We start from the raw sequence: 15,611 nt of genomic DNA, 5'->3' as shown, positions 1-15,611 counted from the left end.
CGGCGCCCATCAGCGGGTCGTTGACCAGCGCGGCGTTGTCTTCGGCCACCGCCATCACCACACCCAGCCCCAGCAGCCCCCCGACGCCGGTGGCGACGCTGACGGCGGCGGTCTTGGCGATCTGGACCGGGTGGGTGATCCAGTCCATCACCCGCTGGTGGCGGCGCTGCCGCTCGGCCACCGCGCGCGCCTCCCACTCGGCGACCGCCTCGAAGTCCCCGGCGGCCTCGGCCGCGCGCATCATCCGCTCGTAGCGGGAGCCTGTCTTGGCCTCCCACACCCGCCGGAACACCACACCCGCCCCGACCGGCACAAACATCACCTGGCGGGCCACGAACTTGGTCCGGTCGTCGGCGGCCAGCCGCCGCACCGCGTTGGCCAGCCACACCGCATCTGCGCGGTAGCCGCGCCACCGCGCGAACGCCTGCTCACGCTGGCTGAACGTCCGCGCGTACTGCTCGGCGGTCAGCACCCGCCCCGACAGCGCCCCCGACTCCCTCAACTCCCCGGGCTGGTCAGGCTGTTCGTGCTGGTCAACGGGCAGCCGCACCACGGTGGCAAGCTCGCTGGCCTTGCTGGTGTCGCCCATTATTCGGTCTCCTCACTTGCGTCGATGGCGGTAGGCGCGGCCGTGTTCAACTGGCGGTGCCGGTGGGCCTGGCGGGTCTCTTGCGCCGCCCACACACCGGCGACACCGGCGGCCAGCAGCAGAAACCACCACGAGGTGGCCACGGCCAGGCCCAGCGGCGCACCCACACCGGCCAGCTCCACCAGGTGCCAGCGCACCCACGCGGCCAGCGGGTCGGCCGCCTCCTCCTCCCACCGCACGGGAGAGGAGGAGGCGGCACCGAAACTCGGCGGCGGGGTCACCCGCACCGGCGCGTCTTGGCGGTCCGGCTCGGTCATCTCAGCCGCCCCCGCCTGCGCGTAGTTCGTCGCGGACCTGGCGGGCGGTGTCCATCCCGCACCGCAGGGCCTGGCGCAGAGCGTTAGCCGACGGCGCGGCGGGCAGATCACCCGAGGCGATCAGCCGCCGGGCGCGGTCGGTCAACGCGGCCACGTCCACCCGGTCCACACCGTTGCCCGGGGGGTTACCGGCGGGCCGGTCGGCACCGGCGTTTGCGCTGTACGAGGGGCCAGTAAGGGGCCCGGTAACCCCGGCGACACCGGCGGGGCGGTGATCCAGGCGGGCGAACGCCTCCAAGATGATCGGCAGCGCGGTCACCACCGCCACCGCCACGATCGGCCCGAGGATGTGCAGCACCAGCCGGGACACCTCGAAGCTGTCGGCGACGCCGGGCAGGTACGGCCAGGCGTTCATCGTCAGCGTCAGGCCCAAGAACCCGTACTCGATCCGATCCAGCTTGCTCGACTTGATCGGCTGCCCGCGGGTGCCCAGGTATGCCTTGGCACCCACCACGGTCAGCAGCGCCAACGACATGAACGGCTCCACCAGCCACGCGAACACCCACGCGGGCGTCCAGTCCTCGGCGTCACCCGCGGCGAACGCCTGCACCCCGGCCGTTGACCAGGCCAGCGCCAGCGTCAGCGCCACCATGCCCGCGGCCACCAGCAGCCGCCGCATCCGCGCTGCCTGCCACGCCCGCATCGCCGGGTCCTGCCCCAGCTTGTGGAGCCGGGACGCTTCGTGTGCCTTGCGGCGGCGCTTGCGGACCCTGCCCGAGTCCAGCAGCAGGGGCGTGTCGTCGTCTTGCAGCTCGGCCAGCCGGTGCGCCTCGGCGACTTCACCCGCCAGCTTGCGGACACGCCGGGTCCGGCCATCAGCACCCGGCTCCGGGCCCTGAACGGGCGGCTGGTTGGGCTTCTGGGTGGGCGGCTGGGCGGCAAGGTATGCCTCCAGGGCGTTGATGCCCTGGCCGACCTCGTCAGGGTCGGGCGTCGAAGCCTGAGCGGTCATCGCCTTCCTCCTTCGGAATCGGTCGGGTCGCCGTCGCCGTCACCGTCGCGCCGGACGGCCTCCACCCAGGACGCGCCTGCGGCGGTCCGCTCCTTGGCCTGGTCGTGGGTGACGTAGCCGGTGGGCGGGTGCTCGGCGAGGCGCTCGCGCAGGCACTCCAGCGACCACGCGAGGTCGAAGCCCCGCATGGCGACGTTCTCCAGGACCACCACGGTCAGGCTGAGCCGCTCGTCGAGGATCTTCGCGCGGGTTTCCTCGTGGCCGACGGTCGCCGCGTGGGGGATCGCGAGGGCCTCCAGGACGGCGTCGATCACGGCCCGGGTCTCCTCGTTCAGCGCGTTCATCGTGGACCTCCTTGGCGGGCCACCGGCCCGGACGCCCCGGCCACCGACACCAGCGCGTCGGTGGCCAGCTCGGCGACACCATCGACAGCGGCGGCGATGACCACCGCCGCCAGGGACACCAGCCGCAGCGCGGCCACCGCCAGCACCAGCAGCAGCGCGGCCAGCAGCGGCAGCACACCCGTGCGCCGCACCATCTGTGCCGTGCTCATCACGGCACCTCCTTCGCGGTGGCGGCGGTGATGATGTCCGCCATGGACAGGTCGGCGCGGAAGCGGTGGTTCAGCTCGGTTTCCAGCGCCGCGTACTCGGCGGCCAGGTCGGGGCGGAGCCGGGCGGCGCGGATGAGGTCGTCCCGGCCGGCCAGTACGCACAGCGAGCACGACAGGCGGGTCATGCCCTGGTCGTAGGCGGGGTGGTAGGGCACGCCGCTGGCGCGGATGCGGTCCCACACCTGCGCGTCGGTCCAGTCATGGATCGGCAGCCAGCGGCGCATGACGCGCCGCCCGGACGTGCCCGCTTTGTCGATCTCCAGGACGGATTTACGTGCCCGCCCGGGTGACTCCTGGGCGCGCAAGCCCAGGCAGTACAGGACCTGCGCCGGGCGGCCGGTGATGTCCAGCTCGGAGACGAGCCGGGTTACGGCCTTGCGGCCCTGGCTGGTCTTCTGGTCCGAGGTGCACCAGCGCGCCGACGCCGAGGGCCACTTGCGGCGCTCGTTGCGCAACTGCTGGAACAGCCCTCCCTTGCCCCGCCGGGTGACTACCACGGGGAAGCCGTAGTGCGCGGCCTGCCGGTGGACGAGATCGGCGGTACCGGGCCATTCGATCGGGATGCCGGTGTCGGTGGCGCCCAGGTCGTTGTGGACCACGGTCACCCGGTCGCTGACGCCAGCCTCGGCCGTGAGCTGGGCGACGTAGTCGAGCATCGCCTGGGAGTCCTTGCCCCCACTGCTGTTGACCACGATCACATCCGCGCCGGTGACCAGTCCCACCGGGGTGATCGGGTTGATCTCCATCAGGTCGATCTGCCTCATGGGATTCCACTTCGTTCACGCGCGGTCGAGTTCCCACCGGTCCGCGCAAGTCAGGCAGGCCCCGATGCGTTGGGGCAGGACGTAGCCCACATCCCGCCGACAGCGCGGGCAGGTGCGGCGCGCGGCCAGAGCTTTGGCCAGCGCGCGCAGTTGGGCGGGGGTGGCAGGGCGGCGCGGCTTGGCCAGGCGCACGTCGTACAGGTACGCGGCGCGGGTCCACCCGTTGCGGGCCATGAGCCGGGAGCGCCACAGGATCTGGCCCGCCACCGGCTGCCCACCCGGGCACAACCCGCGTTCGCGGAGCTGTGCCCGGGTGAGCAGGTGCGCGGGCGCCATGCCCCATGACCACGTCGGGATACCCCAGCGGTCCCCGGCCGGGTCCATGAAAACGACGCTCGCGGCGGCTGGCATCGCTACCGGCCGGAAGCGTCGAGGACCTCAAGCGGGGTGACCTGCCGCTCGCACCTGGGGCATCGGACGCTGGTCATGGTCGCCTTCACCGGTGCCTTGCAGCACGCCGATATCTGCGCGGCCATGTCAGTGGCTCTCGCAGCAGCGCGCGGCGTCGGCGGAGGTGTCGTAACAGGTCCCGCAGTTGGGGCACTCGTTCCACGAACTCATCACGCGCCCCCGCTACTTGCTCTTCTTGCCGGACTGGGCGGCGTCGTGGGCGTCGCGGACGGACTTGGGCTCACCGTTCGGCCAGGTCGAGGACTTGCCCTTGGTCGGGTTGTCGGCCATCGTGGATGGTTCCTTCCTGATGGAGGAGCCCCGAGACGCCGCTGCTTGGCGGTTGTTGGCGTCTCGGGGCGCAAGGAGCGCACCGTGGCTGGTGCGGGGGCAGCGGTTCTGCCGTTCCGTGAGCCGCTCACCCCCGGAGGGCGAGGTGAGCGGCCGGACGCAACGCCAGAGGGTGCGCCCGGGGCCGGGTGGTCTACCGGCTGGTCTTCTGGGAGAGCTGGCAGTCGTTGTTGGTGCAAGTGCCGGACTTGACGGTGCTTCCGCAGTTGGTGCAGGTGGTCACAGGCCCCCTCCGGTCAGCAGCGCCGCGGCGGCCACCGGGCCGGGCCGAGGCGCGGTCAGGGTGCGGGTCGTCATGGTCAGGCCACCTCGTTCAGGTCAAGGTCGGACAGATCGCAGTCGGCGGACAGGTCGAAGTCGGACAGGGCCGGCCGCACGTCGATGGCGAGTTCAGCGGCGGTGAAACCGGCCCACACCCCGGACTCGGGACGGATCTGCATCGCCAGCTCCAAGCACTGGCCGCGCAGCGGGCACGACTCGCACACCTCGGCGGCCACCAGCTCGCGGGCCGCGCGCTCATCCGGCGACTCGAAGCCGTCCGGGCCGGTGTGCAACTCGGGATCGAACCAGCACTGCGCGCCGGTAACGGGCCTGCCGCGCAGGTCCATCACGGACACCGGCGCGGGCGGCGCCTGCGAGGGAGCATCGGTCCTCGTGTTCAGCCTTTCGAGGGGCGTCACGGTCATCCCAGCGCCCCCGCGAACCGGCCGACCGCGTCGAAGAACTGGTTGATCAACGACGCGGCCTTCTCGGGGTTCTGGAAGACGAACACCGCGATCACCAGCCCGGCGATCCAGGGCCCGAGCTTGCCCTTCTGAGGCATCACAGTGAGATCTCCTTGCTTGGTCAGCACTTCGTTGGGTGTGTCGCCGGACGTCAGGCGGCGCTCTGGCCGCAGGCCAGCAGGGCGTTGAGGGTGCCAGCCGGAAGCTCCCGGCCGGGCTGAGCAGTGACGCGGGTGGTCTCGTAAAGCCACCAACCGGCCTCACGGCACCCGCCGGTGACGAACTCGCGGACACGGTCCACCTCAAGGCGCGCGGCGCGGTGACTGTCGAAAGGGCCCAGCGCAAGCGCGGCATGGGCCCGGGCACCGGTCCGCACCGCGACGTAGAACCCCGTCGCCCCCACCTCAGCGGGAGCCGGAACCGAAGCGGTCAGTGCGGAAGAGGCTGCAAGGTGCATCCGGCTTCTCCAGAGATCAGAGGGAGTGGAAGGAACGAGAAGGGGTGCGCCGCCCCCGCCGCACAGCACGGCAGGGACGGCGCTCAATCGGAACGCCCTGGCCTTCGGCCAGGGCGTTCATGCAGAGAGATGTCTTCTTCGGGAGCGCGCTCCCGTTTCAGGCGGAGACGTGACCTTCACGTCTCAGGCCCTCCGGTTGACCAGGGGTCCGGGTCCCTCGGCCCCATCTATCCAGGGCCCCTTTAAGGAACAGACTGACTTAAGTCAGTCTGTTCTGAGTTGAGACAGTAGGCCTAGCGAGGGCGCTCGTCAAGACCCCGTCTCAAGACAGTTGGGTAAGGTGGTTTCGTGGCGGACAGAGAAGATGAGCGGCTACCGAGCCGACGGGTTGCGCGCCTCCTTCGCGCTGAGATCGAAGAGGGCACTCGGTATCCACCGGGGGGCAAGTTGCCCTCGTACCGGCGGCTCGCAGAGCGGTACGAGGTCGCGACCAACACCGCGGCGGCGGCGGTCCAACTCCTTGCCCGGGAAGGGCTCGTCACTATCCGCGCAGCGAGCGGCGCCTACGTGCGCTCCCCCAGCGAAGCCGAGCCCGACATGAGGGGCGAACTCGCGAAGATTCGTGCTCAACTCAACCGTTCGCGGTCGGAGTTGGACGACGCCGAGAAAGCCTTGGTGTACTTGCTTAGCCGCATCCCCTCGACGGAGTCGGACGGGTGATCGCTTCGTCATGTCATCGAGGTTCTGTCGTCAGGCCGGATGTTCGGAAGTGCTAACCACGAGACCTAACACTTCGCTGACATTCGGCTGACACCCGCCAATCTCGCCCCCGGAGACTCCACCGTGGCCACCGACGAAGTGTCAGAAGCGAGAAAACTACTAGGTCGGAAGCTTCGCGGCCTTCGTGAAGCTTCGGGTTACACACAGCAGGAACTTGCCGATCTGCTTGGCTACTCTCGTCCTCGCGTCGCTGGCGCGGAACGCGGCGAAAGCTGTTCTGCACTATTCTGGCAAGGATGCGACAAACTTCTTAACACCAGCGCCCTCACCTCCGTCTATCACGAGATAGAGGAGATCCGGCGCACAGAAGCGCGCAAGGCGGCAGAAGCGGAACGTTTCAGACGAGCAGTCGCCGCGGCGGATGTCTCGCAGATCAAGGACGATAGCGGCAGTGCGCTTGCGGGATTTTCTGCGCGTTCACATAAGTTCATAGCCGCATTTATAGGCACACAAGCTGCGGAGGAAGTAGCGAGTTCAATCGAAGCAAAGGCTTCCCAAGCCCCGCAATGGATTTCTTGCCTGTCCGCCCCTTTCGCACACTCGTCCGGACGGTGCGAGCTACATCTTTGGCCATTTGGCGTCGCCATATTCCATCTGGTGGAAGAACTTACGATGCCCAACATCACCAGTCTCGCACTGTGGAGGATGCGCAGCTATGCCGAAAATCTGGCCTGGGCAACTGCCAACCTTCAAGAGTTGACCGGACTCGATGAGATTAGCGCGTCATACGTACTCAGTGCCTATTGGGTCACCGAACCAGGATGGCCCGAAAACACGCTTGATGCCGCCTTGCGAACCATCTGCACGCCAAGGATCCTATTGCAGCGCGAAGCGCGATTCCTTGAGAGCGAGAGGGAGGACGCCGAACAGGCAGAGCGCAGAATCCTGGCGAGTGGGCACGATGGACGCGGGATCGAGCCGTTTGGACTCAGTGGTCTGTCTGTCGGATATGCTTCTTGGTCGGGCGTTGTTTACCATCCCATGTCTCCGAACCAAGCCCTAGCCGAGAGCGACCTAGTTGCATGCGAATTGGCAACTCAATCAATATGGGCGTACTGCGAACACATCAACCGACAGGTTGAATCCGGTCTCGATCCAATCATGCCCGAGGAACACGGGTGGCGGTTCTTGCGCGGCGCGAGATCGCGCCTAATCAACCCTCGACCACAAGAGACAGGCCAGCATCGTTCAATGAGGGATTCAATCGTGAAGACCAGTGGCTTGCTCGGTCACCTCGATCAAGCGATAGACATCGTGCGCCCATCACAGAGTTAGGAGATCTCTCGTGACCTCAACTAGTGCCGTGCTTGTCGTTGTAGACGTACAGAACGGTTTCGTTCGCGCGGAGTCCAGCCACGTCGTTCCCGTGATAGCCGATCTGGTGGAACGCTGGCAGGCATCGGGAGGCGATGTCGTGTTCACACGCTATATCAACTATGAGGGCAGTCCGTTCGAGCGGCTCATCAAGTGGAAGGAACTCCACTCCTCCCCACAGATAGACATCGTGCCCGAACTCGAACAACTTGCCGCGAAGGCAACGGCGGTCGTCGATAAGACCACGTACAGTCTGTTTGCCGATGATAAGGGCCGTGCTCTGGTCAGTGAACGCGGCTGGAAAGACATCTACGTATGCGGTATCGCAACGGAGAGTTGCGTCCTCAAAACCGCCGTGGACGCGTTTGAACTCGACCTGACTCCGTGGCTAATCGAGGACGCTTCGGCAAGCCACGCCGGGCAAGCCGTCCACGAGGCGGGGGTCTTGGTTACTCAGCGCTTCATCGGCGAAGGCCAGATCATCACCACAAGCGATATCCCCGATGGCCTCACCGGCGGTCGGGTACAACGCAACTGATCCCGGCGCCAGCGGCGCGGGCACACGCGACAGGGTCGCGGCCTGGGCTGGACGGTCGCGACACCGGCGAGCGTCTAAGCCTCTTTAGAGCCCCGTTGTCCCAATGCGTGCCCACGGAGTCGACAGTCAGCACGTGTTGGCCACGTACGCGCAGGTGAAAGCCGTCGAACGTCCGGCATGCACCTCTGACTCCTAAAGCGGGTGCCGCAGGTTCGAATCCTGCCGGAGGCGCCACCCCCGAAACGCGCTGACCAGCCGAAACGTAGACGCCGGTCGGCGCGTTCGCCGTTCCGGGTGATCGTTGCGGGCCCGTGTTGGCACATTGCTGGCACCATCGGCCTAAGCGCGGTTCCGGCGCGGCACGAACGCCGAGATCTTTGCCGCCGCGTCCTCGGCGAGGTTCTCGGCCACTACGGCGTACACGTCTGCGGTGAACGCCCCCGAGGCGTGCCCGAGGATTTCTGACACGACCTTGAGGTCAACGCCCGCGGCGAGCAGCATCGTGGCCGACCCATGCCGGAGGTCATGGAGGCGGACGGCGGCCCTGCCAGCGCCATGGCCACCTCGTGCGGCGTGACGCGTGACCGTTTGACGATCTGCTCGTCCGTCCACCCGTCCGCGTGGTGCCGCCGAATGGAGCTGTACCGCCGAACGAGCCTCGCGAAATACTGAGACACCGCCTCTGGCCGGAGAGCCTGCCCGTCCTCCCGAGTGAACACCCGCCCGGAGTCCGTCCATTCTCCGCCCCACTGCATCTGTTCCTCGGCCTGCCGCTTACGCCACGCCTTCAGCACGTCCGCGGTCGCCTGGTCGAACACGATGTGTCGGTCCGAGTCCTCCGACTTCACGTCGTCCAGCTCGTCATCGGGTTGGGCCTGTCGGACGTGCAACCGGCGCCGCTCGTGCTGAGGTCGGGCCGGTCCAAGCCGACCAGCTCACCGCGCCGCATCCCCCAGTACGCGGCCAGGTGCCACAGCGGGTACAAGCGGTCGTGCTCGGCGAAGTCCAGGAACGCGCCGCACTGCGACGCCGTCCACACCATCACCTTGGCCGGGATCTTCCCGGTCCGCTCCCAGTGCGCGACCCGTTCATCTGTCCAGAGCAGTGGCTTGGCCTTGCCCTTTGCGGCCAGCTCCGCCCTTGCTGCGCATCACGCCGTCCGCCGGGTTCTCGTCAAGGATCTTGGAAACCTTTACGGCGTCGTTCAGAGCCGCGTTCAGCACGATGTGCACGCGCTTGATCCTGGACTCTCCGACCGGGCGATTCGAGTAGCGGCGCCCCTTCAAGCTGGCGCGCGCCTCCAGCAGACGACGCAGCATCTCGGACGGCCGCTTGCCTTCGGTCTCGCGGTTGATCAACCGGATAGCGGCATACAGCTCACGTATCTGGTCGGTGCCGAGCTGATCGACCATCTTCAAGTGGCCGAGGCCCAGCTTCAGGTAGGCGTCGATGATCTCCCGGTCAGTCGTCAGGGTCGAGCGCTTCAGCCCGTCGCCGGTCTCGGACTCGGCGACGCGCCAGGCGTGTCGCTTCTCCAGGTATTCACCGAACGTGATCTTCCGGTCGTACGCCTTGCCGGTCTTCCTGGTCTGGCCGAGCACCTTGCGGAGTTCTTCCTTACTCCTTCTCCGTGTCGAACGGGCCGATGCGCGGCTGGCGTTGCTTCCCGTCCGCGGTCTTGGGCGCCTCGTACCGGGCGTACCATTTCCCGTGGCGGCGTTTACTCAGGTCGGGACATCGTTTTCCGAGCAACCGACGCGTCTTGGGATCACGGCACGAACAAGCCTTGTATACAGCCATCAGGATTTCTTCCCTTCCGGTAAGTCATTGATCTCTCGTCCAGGCATTGGTTGCGCTGCCGCCCCTTCCTCGCTTCTCCGAACCCCGCGTGGATGTCTGCTTCCGGTTCCGAACTCAATGCCTAAGGCCGACAACGGTGACCGCAGTTCTGATTCAAACACCCGGTCGCATCCGCTCGCCGCAAATCACTGGTCCCTCCTCACCGCACGCTGGAACTCGAATAGGACGTCAGCTCACGAGGCCAGCTAGGGCCTGTTTTGTAAGTGGTCGTGTGGTCTGGCGTGTTGGTGCCCGTGACGCAGTGAGGTCTCCGGTAAGTGGTTCTTCGACCAAGAAGACCAGCCCCGGAGACCTCGTGGCCACCCTAGCGGTGACGAGGCGGTTCGACCTGACCGATGTGCAGTGGGCGGTGCTGGAGCCGTTGCCGCCAGCCCGCGGGCAGATGGGTCGTCCGCCGAAATGGAGCAAGCGGCAGCTCATCGACGGCATCCGATGGCGGGTGCGGGTTGATTCCCCGTGGCGGGACGTGCCGGTGCAGTACGGGCCCTGGCAGACGGTGTACGGGCTGTTTCGCCGATGGCAGCGCGACGGCACCTGGGCGCGCGTCCTGGCCGCCTTGCAGGCCCGGGCGGACGCCGCCGGATTGATCACCTGGGAGGTGAACGTGGACTCCACCGTCATACGGGCGCACCAGCACGCCGCCGGCGCCCGCAAAAGGGGGATCTGCAGGCCGAGCTGGCGGGAGGAGTGAGTCAGGAGCCGGGCGATCACGCACTGGGGCGTTCTCGCGGCGGGTTGTCGACCAAGCTGCATCTGGCCTGCGAGCAGGGCCAGAAGCCGTTGTCGCTGGCGGTGACCGCCGGGCAGCGCGGGGACGCTCCGCAGTTCGAGGTAGTAATGGCCGGCATCCGCGTGGCCCGTCCCGAGGGTGGCCGACCCCGGACCCGGCCCGAGCGGGTCCGTGCCGACAAGGCGTATTCATCTCGGGCGATCCGGGGACATCTGCGCCGACGCGGCATCGCCGCCACGATCCCGGTGCCCGACGACCAGGCCGGTCACCGGCGGCGGCGAGGCAGCCGCGGTGGCCGTCCGCCCGCATTCGACCCGGTCGACTACCGCGGCCGCCATGCCGTCGAGTGCGGCATCAACCGCAGGCTCTCGATCCCGTTGGTGGTGTAGAGCAGCTTGCGGACGGGCGGTGTGAAGGCGAAGTAGGGCGTGAAGCGGTCCCAGGCGTCCTGGAACACTTTCACCGTCTGCGGATACCTCTTGCCGAGGTCGGTGCCGCCGAACTCGGCCAGAGCCTCCAGCGCGGTGTCGGCGTCCACGGCGGTGTGGACCTTCTTCAGCTGTTTGGCCACCGCACCGGCGTCACGGCGGGCCACCGGCCGCAGCGCGTTGCGGATCAGGTGCACCACACAGGTCTGCACCACCGTGGCGGGAAACGCGGCGGCGATGGCGTCCTCGAAGCCGGTCAGGCCGTCGCAGCAGGCGATCAGGATGTCGCGGACCCCGCGGTTGCGCAGGTCGGCTGTCACGCTGGCCCAGAACCGGGCGCTCTCGCCCGCGGTGGCCGACTCGGCCGGGGTGCGCGCCAGCCAGATCCCCAGCACGTGCTTCTCCCCGTCGGCATCGACGCCGACGGCGATGTGGGCGGGCTTGTTGGTCACCACGTTGTTGTCGCGGACCTTGACCACGATGGCGTCCAGGAACACCACGGCGTAGGTCGAATCCAGTGGCCGGGTCTGCCACGCTTTGACCTCGTCCATCACCTGGTCGGTGATCCGTGAGACCTGCTCGTGCGACAGCTGCGTGCCATACACCTGCTTGAGGTGGTGCAGGATGGCGCGCACGCTCATCCCGTGCGCATACAGACTGATGATCATGCCGTCCAGGCCGCCCGCCACGCGCCCGGCCCGCTTGGGCACCAGCACCGGCTCAAAGGACCCGGCCCGATCCCGCGGCACGCTGAACCGTACCGGGCCGACCCCGGTCTGCGCGGTCTTGTCCTTGCCGCGGCCGTTGCGCGAGTTGCCGGAGTCGTTCCCGGCCGGATCGTGCTTGTCATAGCCCAGGTGCGCGGTCAGCTCGCCCTCCAGGGCGCGCTCAGCACCGCCTTGACCAGCTGCCCGAGCATCGAGTCCGCACCGGTCAGCCGCAGCTGCCCCGCCTCGTCCTTCGACCGCTCGGCCAGCACGTCCAGCACCTCATCGCCGAGCAGCTCACGGATCGGCACATCGGCGCCGACACGCTCGTTCCCCTTGATCACGGTCGTGACTTCGAATCCCCCCGAATCCGATGGATGATCTCCGCGGTCCACCCTACCCACCAAGATTATTTCCACCCTTGGGGAGATAACCCCGGCCCTTACGGGCACACGGTCGTCGTCGTTTGGCGGTGTGCTGCCGTCCGGTGGCGGTCTCCCGCTTGCGGCGGGGTTTTGGGGGCTTGATGCTTGAGTCGTGGGCAAGCGGGGCCTGGTCCAACCTTGGTGGTGGCGTCGGGCGGTCGTCAGTCCTTGCGCTGGCGGTGAACCTGAAAGGAGAAGTCGCTGCCGCGATGGTAATCCTGAGACAGCAGGATCGGCTTTCCGTCGCTGTCATTGTGCTCTTGCGCGAGCAGCAGCCAGGCCGTGTCCGATGGCATACCGAGTCTTTCGGACTGTTCGGCGCCCAAATGTACGGCTGAGACGGTGGCGACGGCCGCGGAGATGGGGTGGCCGGCCTCCTCGAACAGGGTGAACAGGGATCCGGTCCAGTCGATTTCCGATATCGGCTGATCGAAGATCGCTCGGTTGAAGACGTCGATGCTGTAGACGACCGCGTCGTCGTCGTGCGTTCGCAGGCGTTCCAGCCGGATCACCGTGTGGCCGGGCGACAGCCCGAGTGCGGCGCGTTCGGTGGCGGCCGGTTCATCGAGCTTCACCGACAAAACGGTGTTGGTTACCTGAAAACCTCGGCTGGCGAGCATGTCCGTCACGCCTTCGAGCCGGGTGAGCGGGCGCTGCACCGTGGGGCGAGCGCGCACGAACCGGCCCAGACCTTGACGCGATTGCACGAACCCCTCTTGCTCAAGGAGCCGGAACGCTTCTCGAACGGTGGTCCTGCCGACCTTGTGGCGGGCGATGAGTTCGTTTTCGCTCGGTAGCCGGTCGCCTGGCCTGAGGCCGGTCTCAAGAATCATTCTCTCCAGTTCGTCGCGCAGTGCGTGCGCCAGCGACTGGGACTCGCCCGGCTCGGGCCGGGTGGAGGTGTGACGTTTCTCTGCCATGGGCGTGGTCGTTTCATCAGGCATTCGGTAGAGGTGAAGGTGGCGCTGTGTCAGCTGGGCCTTCGGTGCCTCGTCCCAGAATGCGGAGCCAATTCTCTTTCCCACGATTCGAGCTCTCGCCGGGTGGGATATGAGGGAGCGCAGAATCGCTTGGTCACTGAGTAGGAGGCGACCGTGACGGCGGTCAGGCAGGCATGATACAGGGATGCGCCGGTGGACAGCCGGGCCGCGAACGACCCCGCGAATGCGTCTCCGGCGCCCGTGGGATCCACGGTGACGACCTGTGGCGCCGCGAAATGGGTCGATGTATCCGAATCGAACAAGGTCGCCCCGCACGCTCCGTGAGTGACGACGACGGCGGGGATGCCGAGGTGCGAGCTGAGCGCGGCCGGGATCTGCGCCGTCGGTAGTGCCGGTCCGCGGGCGCCGAGCAGGTCGTGGCCTTCGATGTCGTTGACGATGAGGACGTCGATGTCGGTCCAAGGGTCGGGGTGGGCGCGGAATTGCTCGACCGGGCTGGGGTTGCAGATGACGGTCGCTCGTTCCGGCACGACGCGGGCGGCGTGCAGGCTGACGGTGAGCGGGATCTCTCCCTGGATGCTGACGACGTCGCCCGCGCCGGCACCGGCGAGTGCCCGGTCGACGTCTGAGCGGGTGAGGGCGTCGGCGGCGCCCGGCCACGTGGCGACGATCTGCTGCGCGTCATCGGCGACGAGGATGAAGCTGCGTCCGGTGTCGGTGCCGGGGACACGGATCGTCCCTGTGGTGTCGATGCCTTCCTGGTGCAGGAGCGTCAGCGCGTGAGCTCCGGCGGAGTCGGCTCCGAGTGTGCCGACGAACCTGGTGGGCGCCTCCAGGCGGGCGGCCGTGATCGCCTGGTTGGCGCCCTTGCCTCCGTCGCTGTCGGCGAATGCGCGAACCGCCACGCTCTCGCCGTCGCGGGGAAGCGCACGGCAGGTCATGAAGCTGTCGAGAATGTAGGCGCCGACGATGTGAACCGTCATGCGTTGATTCCCAGCCGGAGCGGGGCGATGGACGCGGCGTCCACGGTGACCTCCATGTCCGGGTGGTCGTGGGCGAGGGTCACCGGGTACATCACATCGGATTCGCCGGTGAGCAGGAGAACACGGACGATGAACTGTTTCCACGCGCCGCCGTCGGTGATGAGGTGCAGTTTCCGGGCGGACAGGATTTCGCTCATGCCGATGGTGATCGCCATGGGGGGAATGGTCTGCGTGTAGCCACCGGTGGTGCGATGCGAGTGCGCGACGATCGTGTCCTCCAGCAGGGGGACGATGCGCGTCGTCGACGCCTTGAACTCCTCGACGGAATAGCGGTGCCAGCGCGTGGTGGGCGGCTCGTTGAAGGCGAGATGACCGCGGTATCCGAATCCGGCGAAGCACGTGTCGGCGCCGCCGGCGTCGCGCAGCCGGGACGTGAATGCGCTGGGGTCGCGTACGTCGGGGTAGACGATGTTCTCCGGCGCCGGGCGCAACTCCGGGTCGAGCAGTTCGTAAAGGTTGCGGTCGCAGAACCCACGGAAGCTGAACGGGTGGTCGGGGCCGATCTGCCGGCCCTGCCAGTCGAGGAATTCGTCCATGTGGAATGCCTGGACATCGCGCCAGTGGATCCGCTCCTCGTTGCAGATCCGGGCCAGCAGCGGATATTGGGACTTGGGACCTACGGGCAGAATCCACCGGGTCGGCTCGCCGACGTCGTTGTTGGCCTTGATCTCGTCGGCCATGATCCGGGCGAGCCAGGAATAGAGCTCGTCGAGAGTCGGCAGCACCCGGACCTTATGTCGGGTCTCGGCGATCAGCTCTTCGACGGGCATGGTGAGCTGTCGCTCGGTGAGGTCGTGGGCAAGTCGGGGGATGGGCCGCATGTGTGTTCCTGTCGTGTGTCGGGATATGGGGATGTGGTGCCGGCGGTCTAGCCGGCGGATGCCTGTTCGATCGAGGGGGAATGCGCGTCGGCGCCGGTCAGGGCCGCGATCGCGTGCCGCGCGAACGCGTCGGGGTCGGCGGAGACGGCGACGTTGACCGCGCGGTCACCGCCCCTGACGACGCGGCCCTGGCTCGGGCCGCTGGTGACGATGGCGGTCTCCACCGTCTCGAAGCGGCAGATGCCGGCGTCGCCGAGATGCGAGGCGGTCAGCGAGTCCCAGCAGTAGTAGGGCTGCCCTGTGCACTCCCATGTGCCGAAGGTCATCGCCCACAGGGTCGCCACGAGCGTCGCGGCGGTGGCCGGGCCGGCCGCACGGGTCAGGCTCGCCGCGCGGGTCAGGTCGCCAACGAGCTCGCTCGTCACCGGGACGTGGTTGGTGGCGTCCAGCGGGTAGAGCGTCAGCGGCAGGAAGCTTCGCCAGACCCGGCCGGCGGCGTCGGGATCCCAGAAGAGGTTCCATTCCGCGTCACCGCCGTGGCCGGGCCGGTCGACGTTGCCGTCGACGTCGAGCGCGCCACCCATGATCACGACTTCGCCGATCTTCTCCTCGATGTCCGGATGCTCGTCCAGGCTGCGGGCGAGGTTGCTCAGCGGGCCCGTGCAGACGACGGTCACCGGTTCCGGCGCGGCCAGCACCTTCCGGGCGAGGTGCTTGTGGGCGGGAAGCGGCGCGTTGCCTGGGGA

General features: G+C 67.6%; 22 protein-coding genes and 1 pseudogene. 4 read left to right on the top strand and 19 right to left on the bottom strand.

What is annotated here, in order from left to right:
* The 10 genes from E1264_RS27965 to E1264_RS43745 all read right to left on the bottom strand — a co-directional run.
* Positions 1–589 (bottom strand): hypothetical protein (locus E1264_RS27965; protein ID WP_207936324.1); only part of this gene is annotated, 589 nt, incomplete at its 3' end.
* On the bottom strand, positions 589–906 hold the full coding sequence (locus E1264_RS27960) for a hypothetical protein (RefSeq protein WP_132178430.1): 318 nt from the start codon (positions 904–906) through the stop codon (positions 589–591). The genes E1264_RS27960 and E1264_RS27965, both read right to left, overlap by 1 nt.
* A gap of 1 nt (position 907) precedes the next feature.
* Positions 908–1,918 (bottom strand): conjugal transfer protein TraI, encoded by a 1,011-nt coding sequence (locus tag E1264_RS27955; protein ID WP_132178429.1) that lies wholly within the window; start codon positions 1,916–1,918, stop codon positions 908–910.
* Positions 1,915–2,262: a hypothetical protein gene (locus tag E1264_RS27950; RefSeq protein ID WP_132178428.1), complete on the bottom strand. Its 348-nt coding sequence runs from the start codon at positions 2,260–2,262 to the stop codon at positions 1,915–1,917. The genes E1264_RS27955 and E1264_RS27950 overlap by 4 nt, the downstream gene beginning before the upstream one ends.
* Positions 2,259–2,471 carry a hypothetical protein gene (locus E1264_RS27945; protein WP_132178427.1) on the bottom strand — a complete coding sequence of 71 codons (213 nt, stop codon included), beginning with the start codon at positions 2,469–2,471 and terminating at the stop codon, positions 2,259–2,261. Before E1264_RS27945 ends, E1264_RS27950 begins: the two co-directional genes overlap by 4 nt.
* Positions 2,471–3,295: a phosphoadenosine phosphosulfate reductase family protein gene (locus tag E1264_RS27940; protein ID WP_243711213.1), complete on the bottom strand. Its 825-nt coding sequence runs from the start codon at positions 3,293–3,295 to the stop codon at positions 2,471–2,473. Before E1264_RS27940 ends, E1264_RS27945 begins: the two co-directional genes overlap by 1 nt.
* 15 nt (positions 3,296–3,310) lie before the next feature.
* Positions 3,311–3,679 (bottom strand): RRQRL motif-containing zinc-binding protein, encoded by a 369-nt coding sequence (locus tag E1264_RS27935; RefSeq protein ID WP_243711212.1) that lies wholly within the window; start codon positions 3,677–3,679, stop codon positions 3,311–3,313.
* 716 nt (positions 3,680–4,395) lie between these two features.
* The gene (locus E1264_RS43755; protein ID WP_165964417.1) at positions 4,396–4,782 is read right to left on the bottom strand and encodes a WhiB family transcriptional regulator; all 387 of its coding nucleotides are present in this window, start codon (positions 4,780–4,782) and stop codon (positions 4,396–4,398) included.
* Entirely contained in the window at positions 4,779–4,922 is a 144-nt protein-coding gene (locus E1264_RS43750) for a hypothetical protein (protein ID WP_165964416.1), read from the bottom strand. Before E1264_RS43750 ends, E1264_RS43755 begins: the two co-directional genes overlap by 4 nt.
* Positions 4,923–4,972: 50 nt before the next feature.
* On the bottom strand, positions 4,973–5,278 hold the full coding sequence (locus E1264_RS43745; protein ID WP_165964415.1) for a hypothetical protein: 306 nt from the start codon (positions 5,276–5,278) through the stop codon (positions 4,973–4,975).
* Between the two features lie 348 nt (positions 5,279–5,626).
* Between E1264_RS43745 and E1264_RS27925 the strand changes: the two genes are divergently transcribed.
* The 3 genes from E1264_RS27925 (at position 5,627) to E1264_RS27915 (ending at position 7,910) form a co-directional block, all read left to right on the top strand.
* The gene (locus tag E1264_RS27925) at positions 5,627–5,998 is read left to right on the top strand and encodes a GntR family transcriptional regulator (protein ID WP_132178424.1); all 372 of its coding nucleotides are present in this window, start codon (positions 5,627–5,629) and stop codon (positions 5,996–5,998) included.
* A gap of 123 nt (positions 5,999–6,121) precedes the next feature.
* A complete protein-coding gene (locus E1264_RS27920) occupies positions 6,122–7,333 on the top strand; it encodes a helix-turn-helix transcriptional regulator (protein WP_165964414.1) in 1,212 nt (403 codons plus the stop codon).
* Positions 7,334–7,343: 10 nt separating this feature from the next.
* Positions 7,344–7,910: a cysteine hydrolase gene (locus E1264_RS27915; RefSeq protein WP_132178422.1), complete on the top strand. Its 567-nt coding sequence runs from the start codon at positions 7,344–7,346 to the stop codon at positions 7,908–7,910.
* A gap of 339 nt (positions 7,911–8,249) precedes the next feature.
* Here E1264_RS27915 and E1264_RS27910 read toward each other — a convergent pair whose 3' ends face one another.
* From E1264_RS27910 to E1264_RS27900, 3 genes are all read right to left on the bottom strand, one after another.
* Positions 8,250–8,648 (bottom strand): tyrosine-type recombinase/integrase, encoded by a 399-nt coding sequence (locus E1264_RS27910; RefSeq protein ID WP_132178421.1) that lies wholly within the window; start codon positions 8,646–8,648, stop codon positions 8,250–8,252.
* 106 nt (positions 8,649–8,754) lie between these two features.
* The gene (locus E1264_RS27905; RefSeq protein ID WP_207936315.1) at positions 8,755–8,952 is read right to left on the bottom strand and encodes a hypothetical protein; all 198 of its coding nucleotides are present in this window, start codon (positions 8,950–8,952) and stop codon (positions 8,755–8,757) included.
* 46 nt (positions 8,953–8,998) lie between these two features.
* Positions 8,999–9,511: a hypothetical protein gene (locus E1264_RS27900; protein ID WP_132178419.1), complete on the bottom strand. Its 513-nt coding sequence runs from the start codon at positions 9,509–9,511 to the stop codon at positions 8,999–9,001.
* 500 nt (positions 9,512–10,011) lie between these two features.
* On the opposite strand from E1264_RS27900, the pseudogene E1264_RS45475 reads away from it, so the two are divergent.
* Positions 10,012–10,745: pseudogene (locus E1264_RS45475) on the top strand (IS5 family transposase); the annotation flags it as partial.
* A 77-nt stretch (positions 10,746–10,822) separates the two neighbouring features.
* Here E1264_RS45475 and E1264_RS27890 read toward each other — a convergent pair.
* The 6 genes from E1264_RS27890 to E1264_RS27865 all read right to left on the bottom strand — a co-directional run.
* Complete coding sequence (locus E1264_RS27890) at positions 10,823–11,785, bottom strand: IS256 family transposase (protein ID WP_243711214.1); 963 nt, start codon at positions 11,783–11,785, stop codon at positions 10,823–10,825.
* A gap of 8 nt (positions 11,786–11,793) precedes the next feature.
* Positions 11,794–11,979 (bottom strand): hypothetical protein, encoded by a 186-nt coding sequence (locus tag E1264_RS27885; RefSeq protein WP_132178417.1) that lies wholly within the window; start codon positions 11,977–11,979, stop codon positions 11,794–11,796.
* A 242-nt stretch (positions 11,980–12,221) separates the two neighbouring features.
* Positions 12,222–13,004: a GntR family transcriptional regulator gene (locus E1264_RS27880; RefSeq protein ID WP_132178416.1), complete on the bottom strand. Its 783-nt coding sequence runs from the start codon at positions 13,002–13,004 to the stop codon at positions 12,222–12,224.
* Between the two features lie 26 nt (positions 13,005–13,030).
* The gene (locus E1264_RS27875) at positions 13,031–13,984 is read right to left on the bottom strand and encodes a ribokinase (RefSeq protein WP_132178415.1); all 954 of its coding nucleotides are present in this window, start codon (positions 13,982–13,984) and stop codon (positions 13,031–13,033) included.
* On the bottom strand, positions 13,981–14,865 hold the full coding sequence (locus E1264_RS27870; RefSeq protein WP_132178414.1) for a glucosamine-6-phosphate isomerase: 885 nt from the start codon (positions 14,863–14,865) through the stop codon (positions 13,981–13,983). Before E1264_RS27870 ends, E1264_RS27875 begins: the two co-directional genes overlap by 4 nt.
* Before the next feature lie 47 nt (positions 14,866–14,912).
* Positions 14,913–15,611: nucleoside hydrolase (locus E1264_RS27865; RefSeq protein ID WP_207936309.1), on the bottom strand; the 699-nt coding region annotated here is incomplete at its 5' end.

Origin of the sequence: Actinomadura sp. KC216, from assembly GCF_004348535.1 — a bacterium.
Classification (GTDB): Bacteria; Actinomycetota; Actinomycetes; order Streptosporangiales; family Streptosporangiaceae; genus Spirillospora.
Note: the sequence above shows the minus strand (reverse complement) of the source record. Positions and strands in the feature narration are given on the sequence as shown.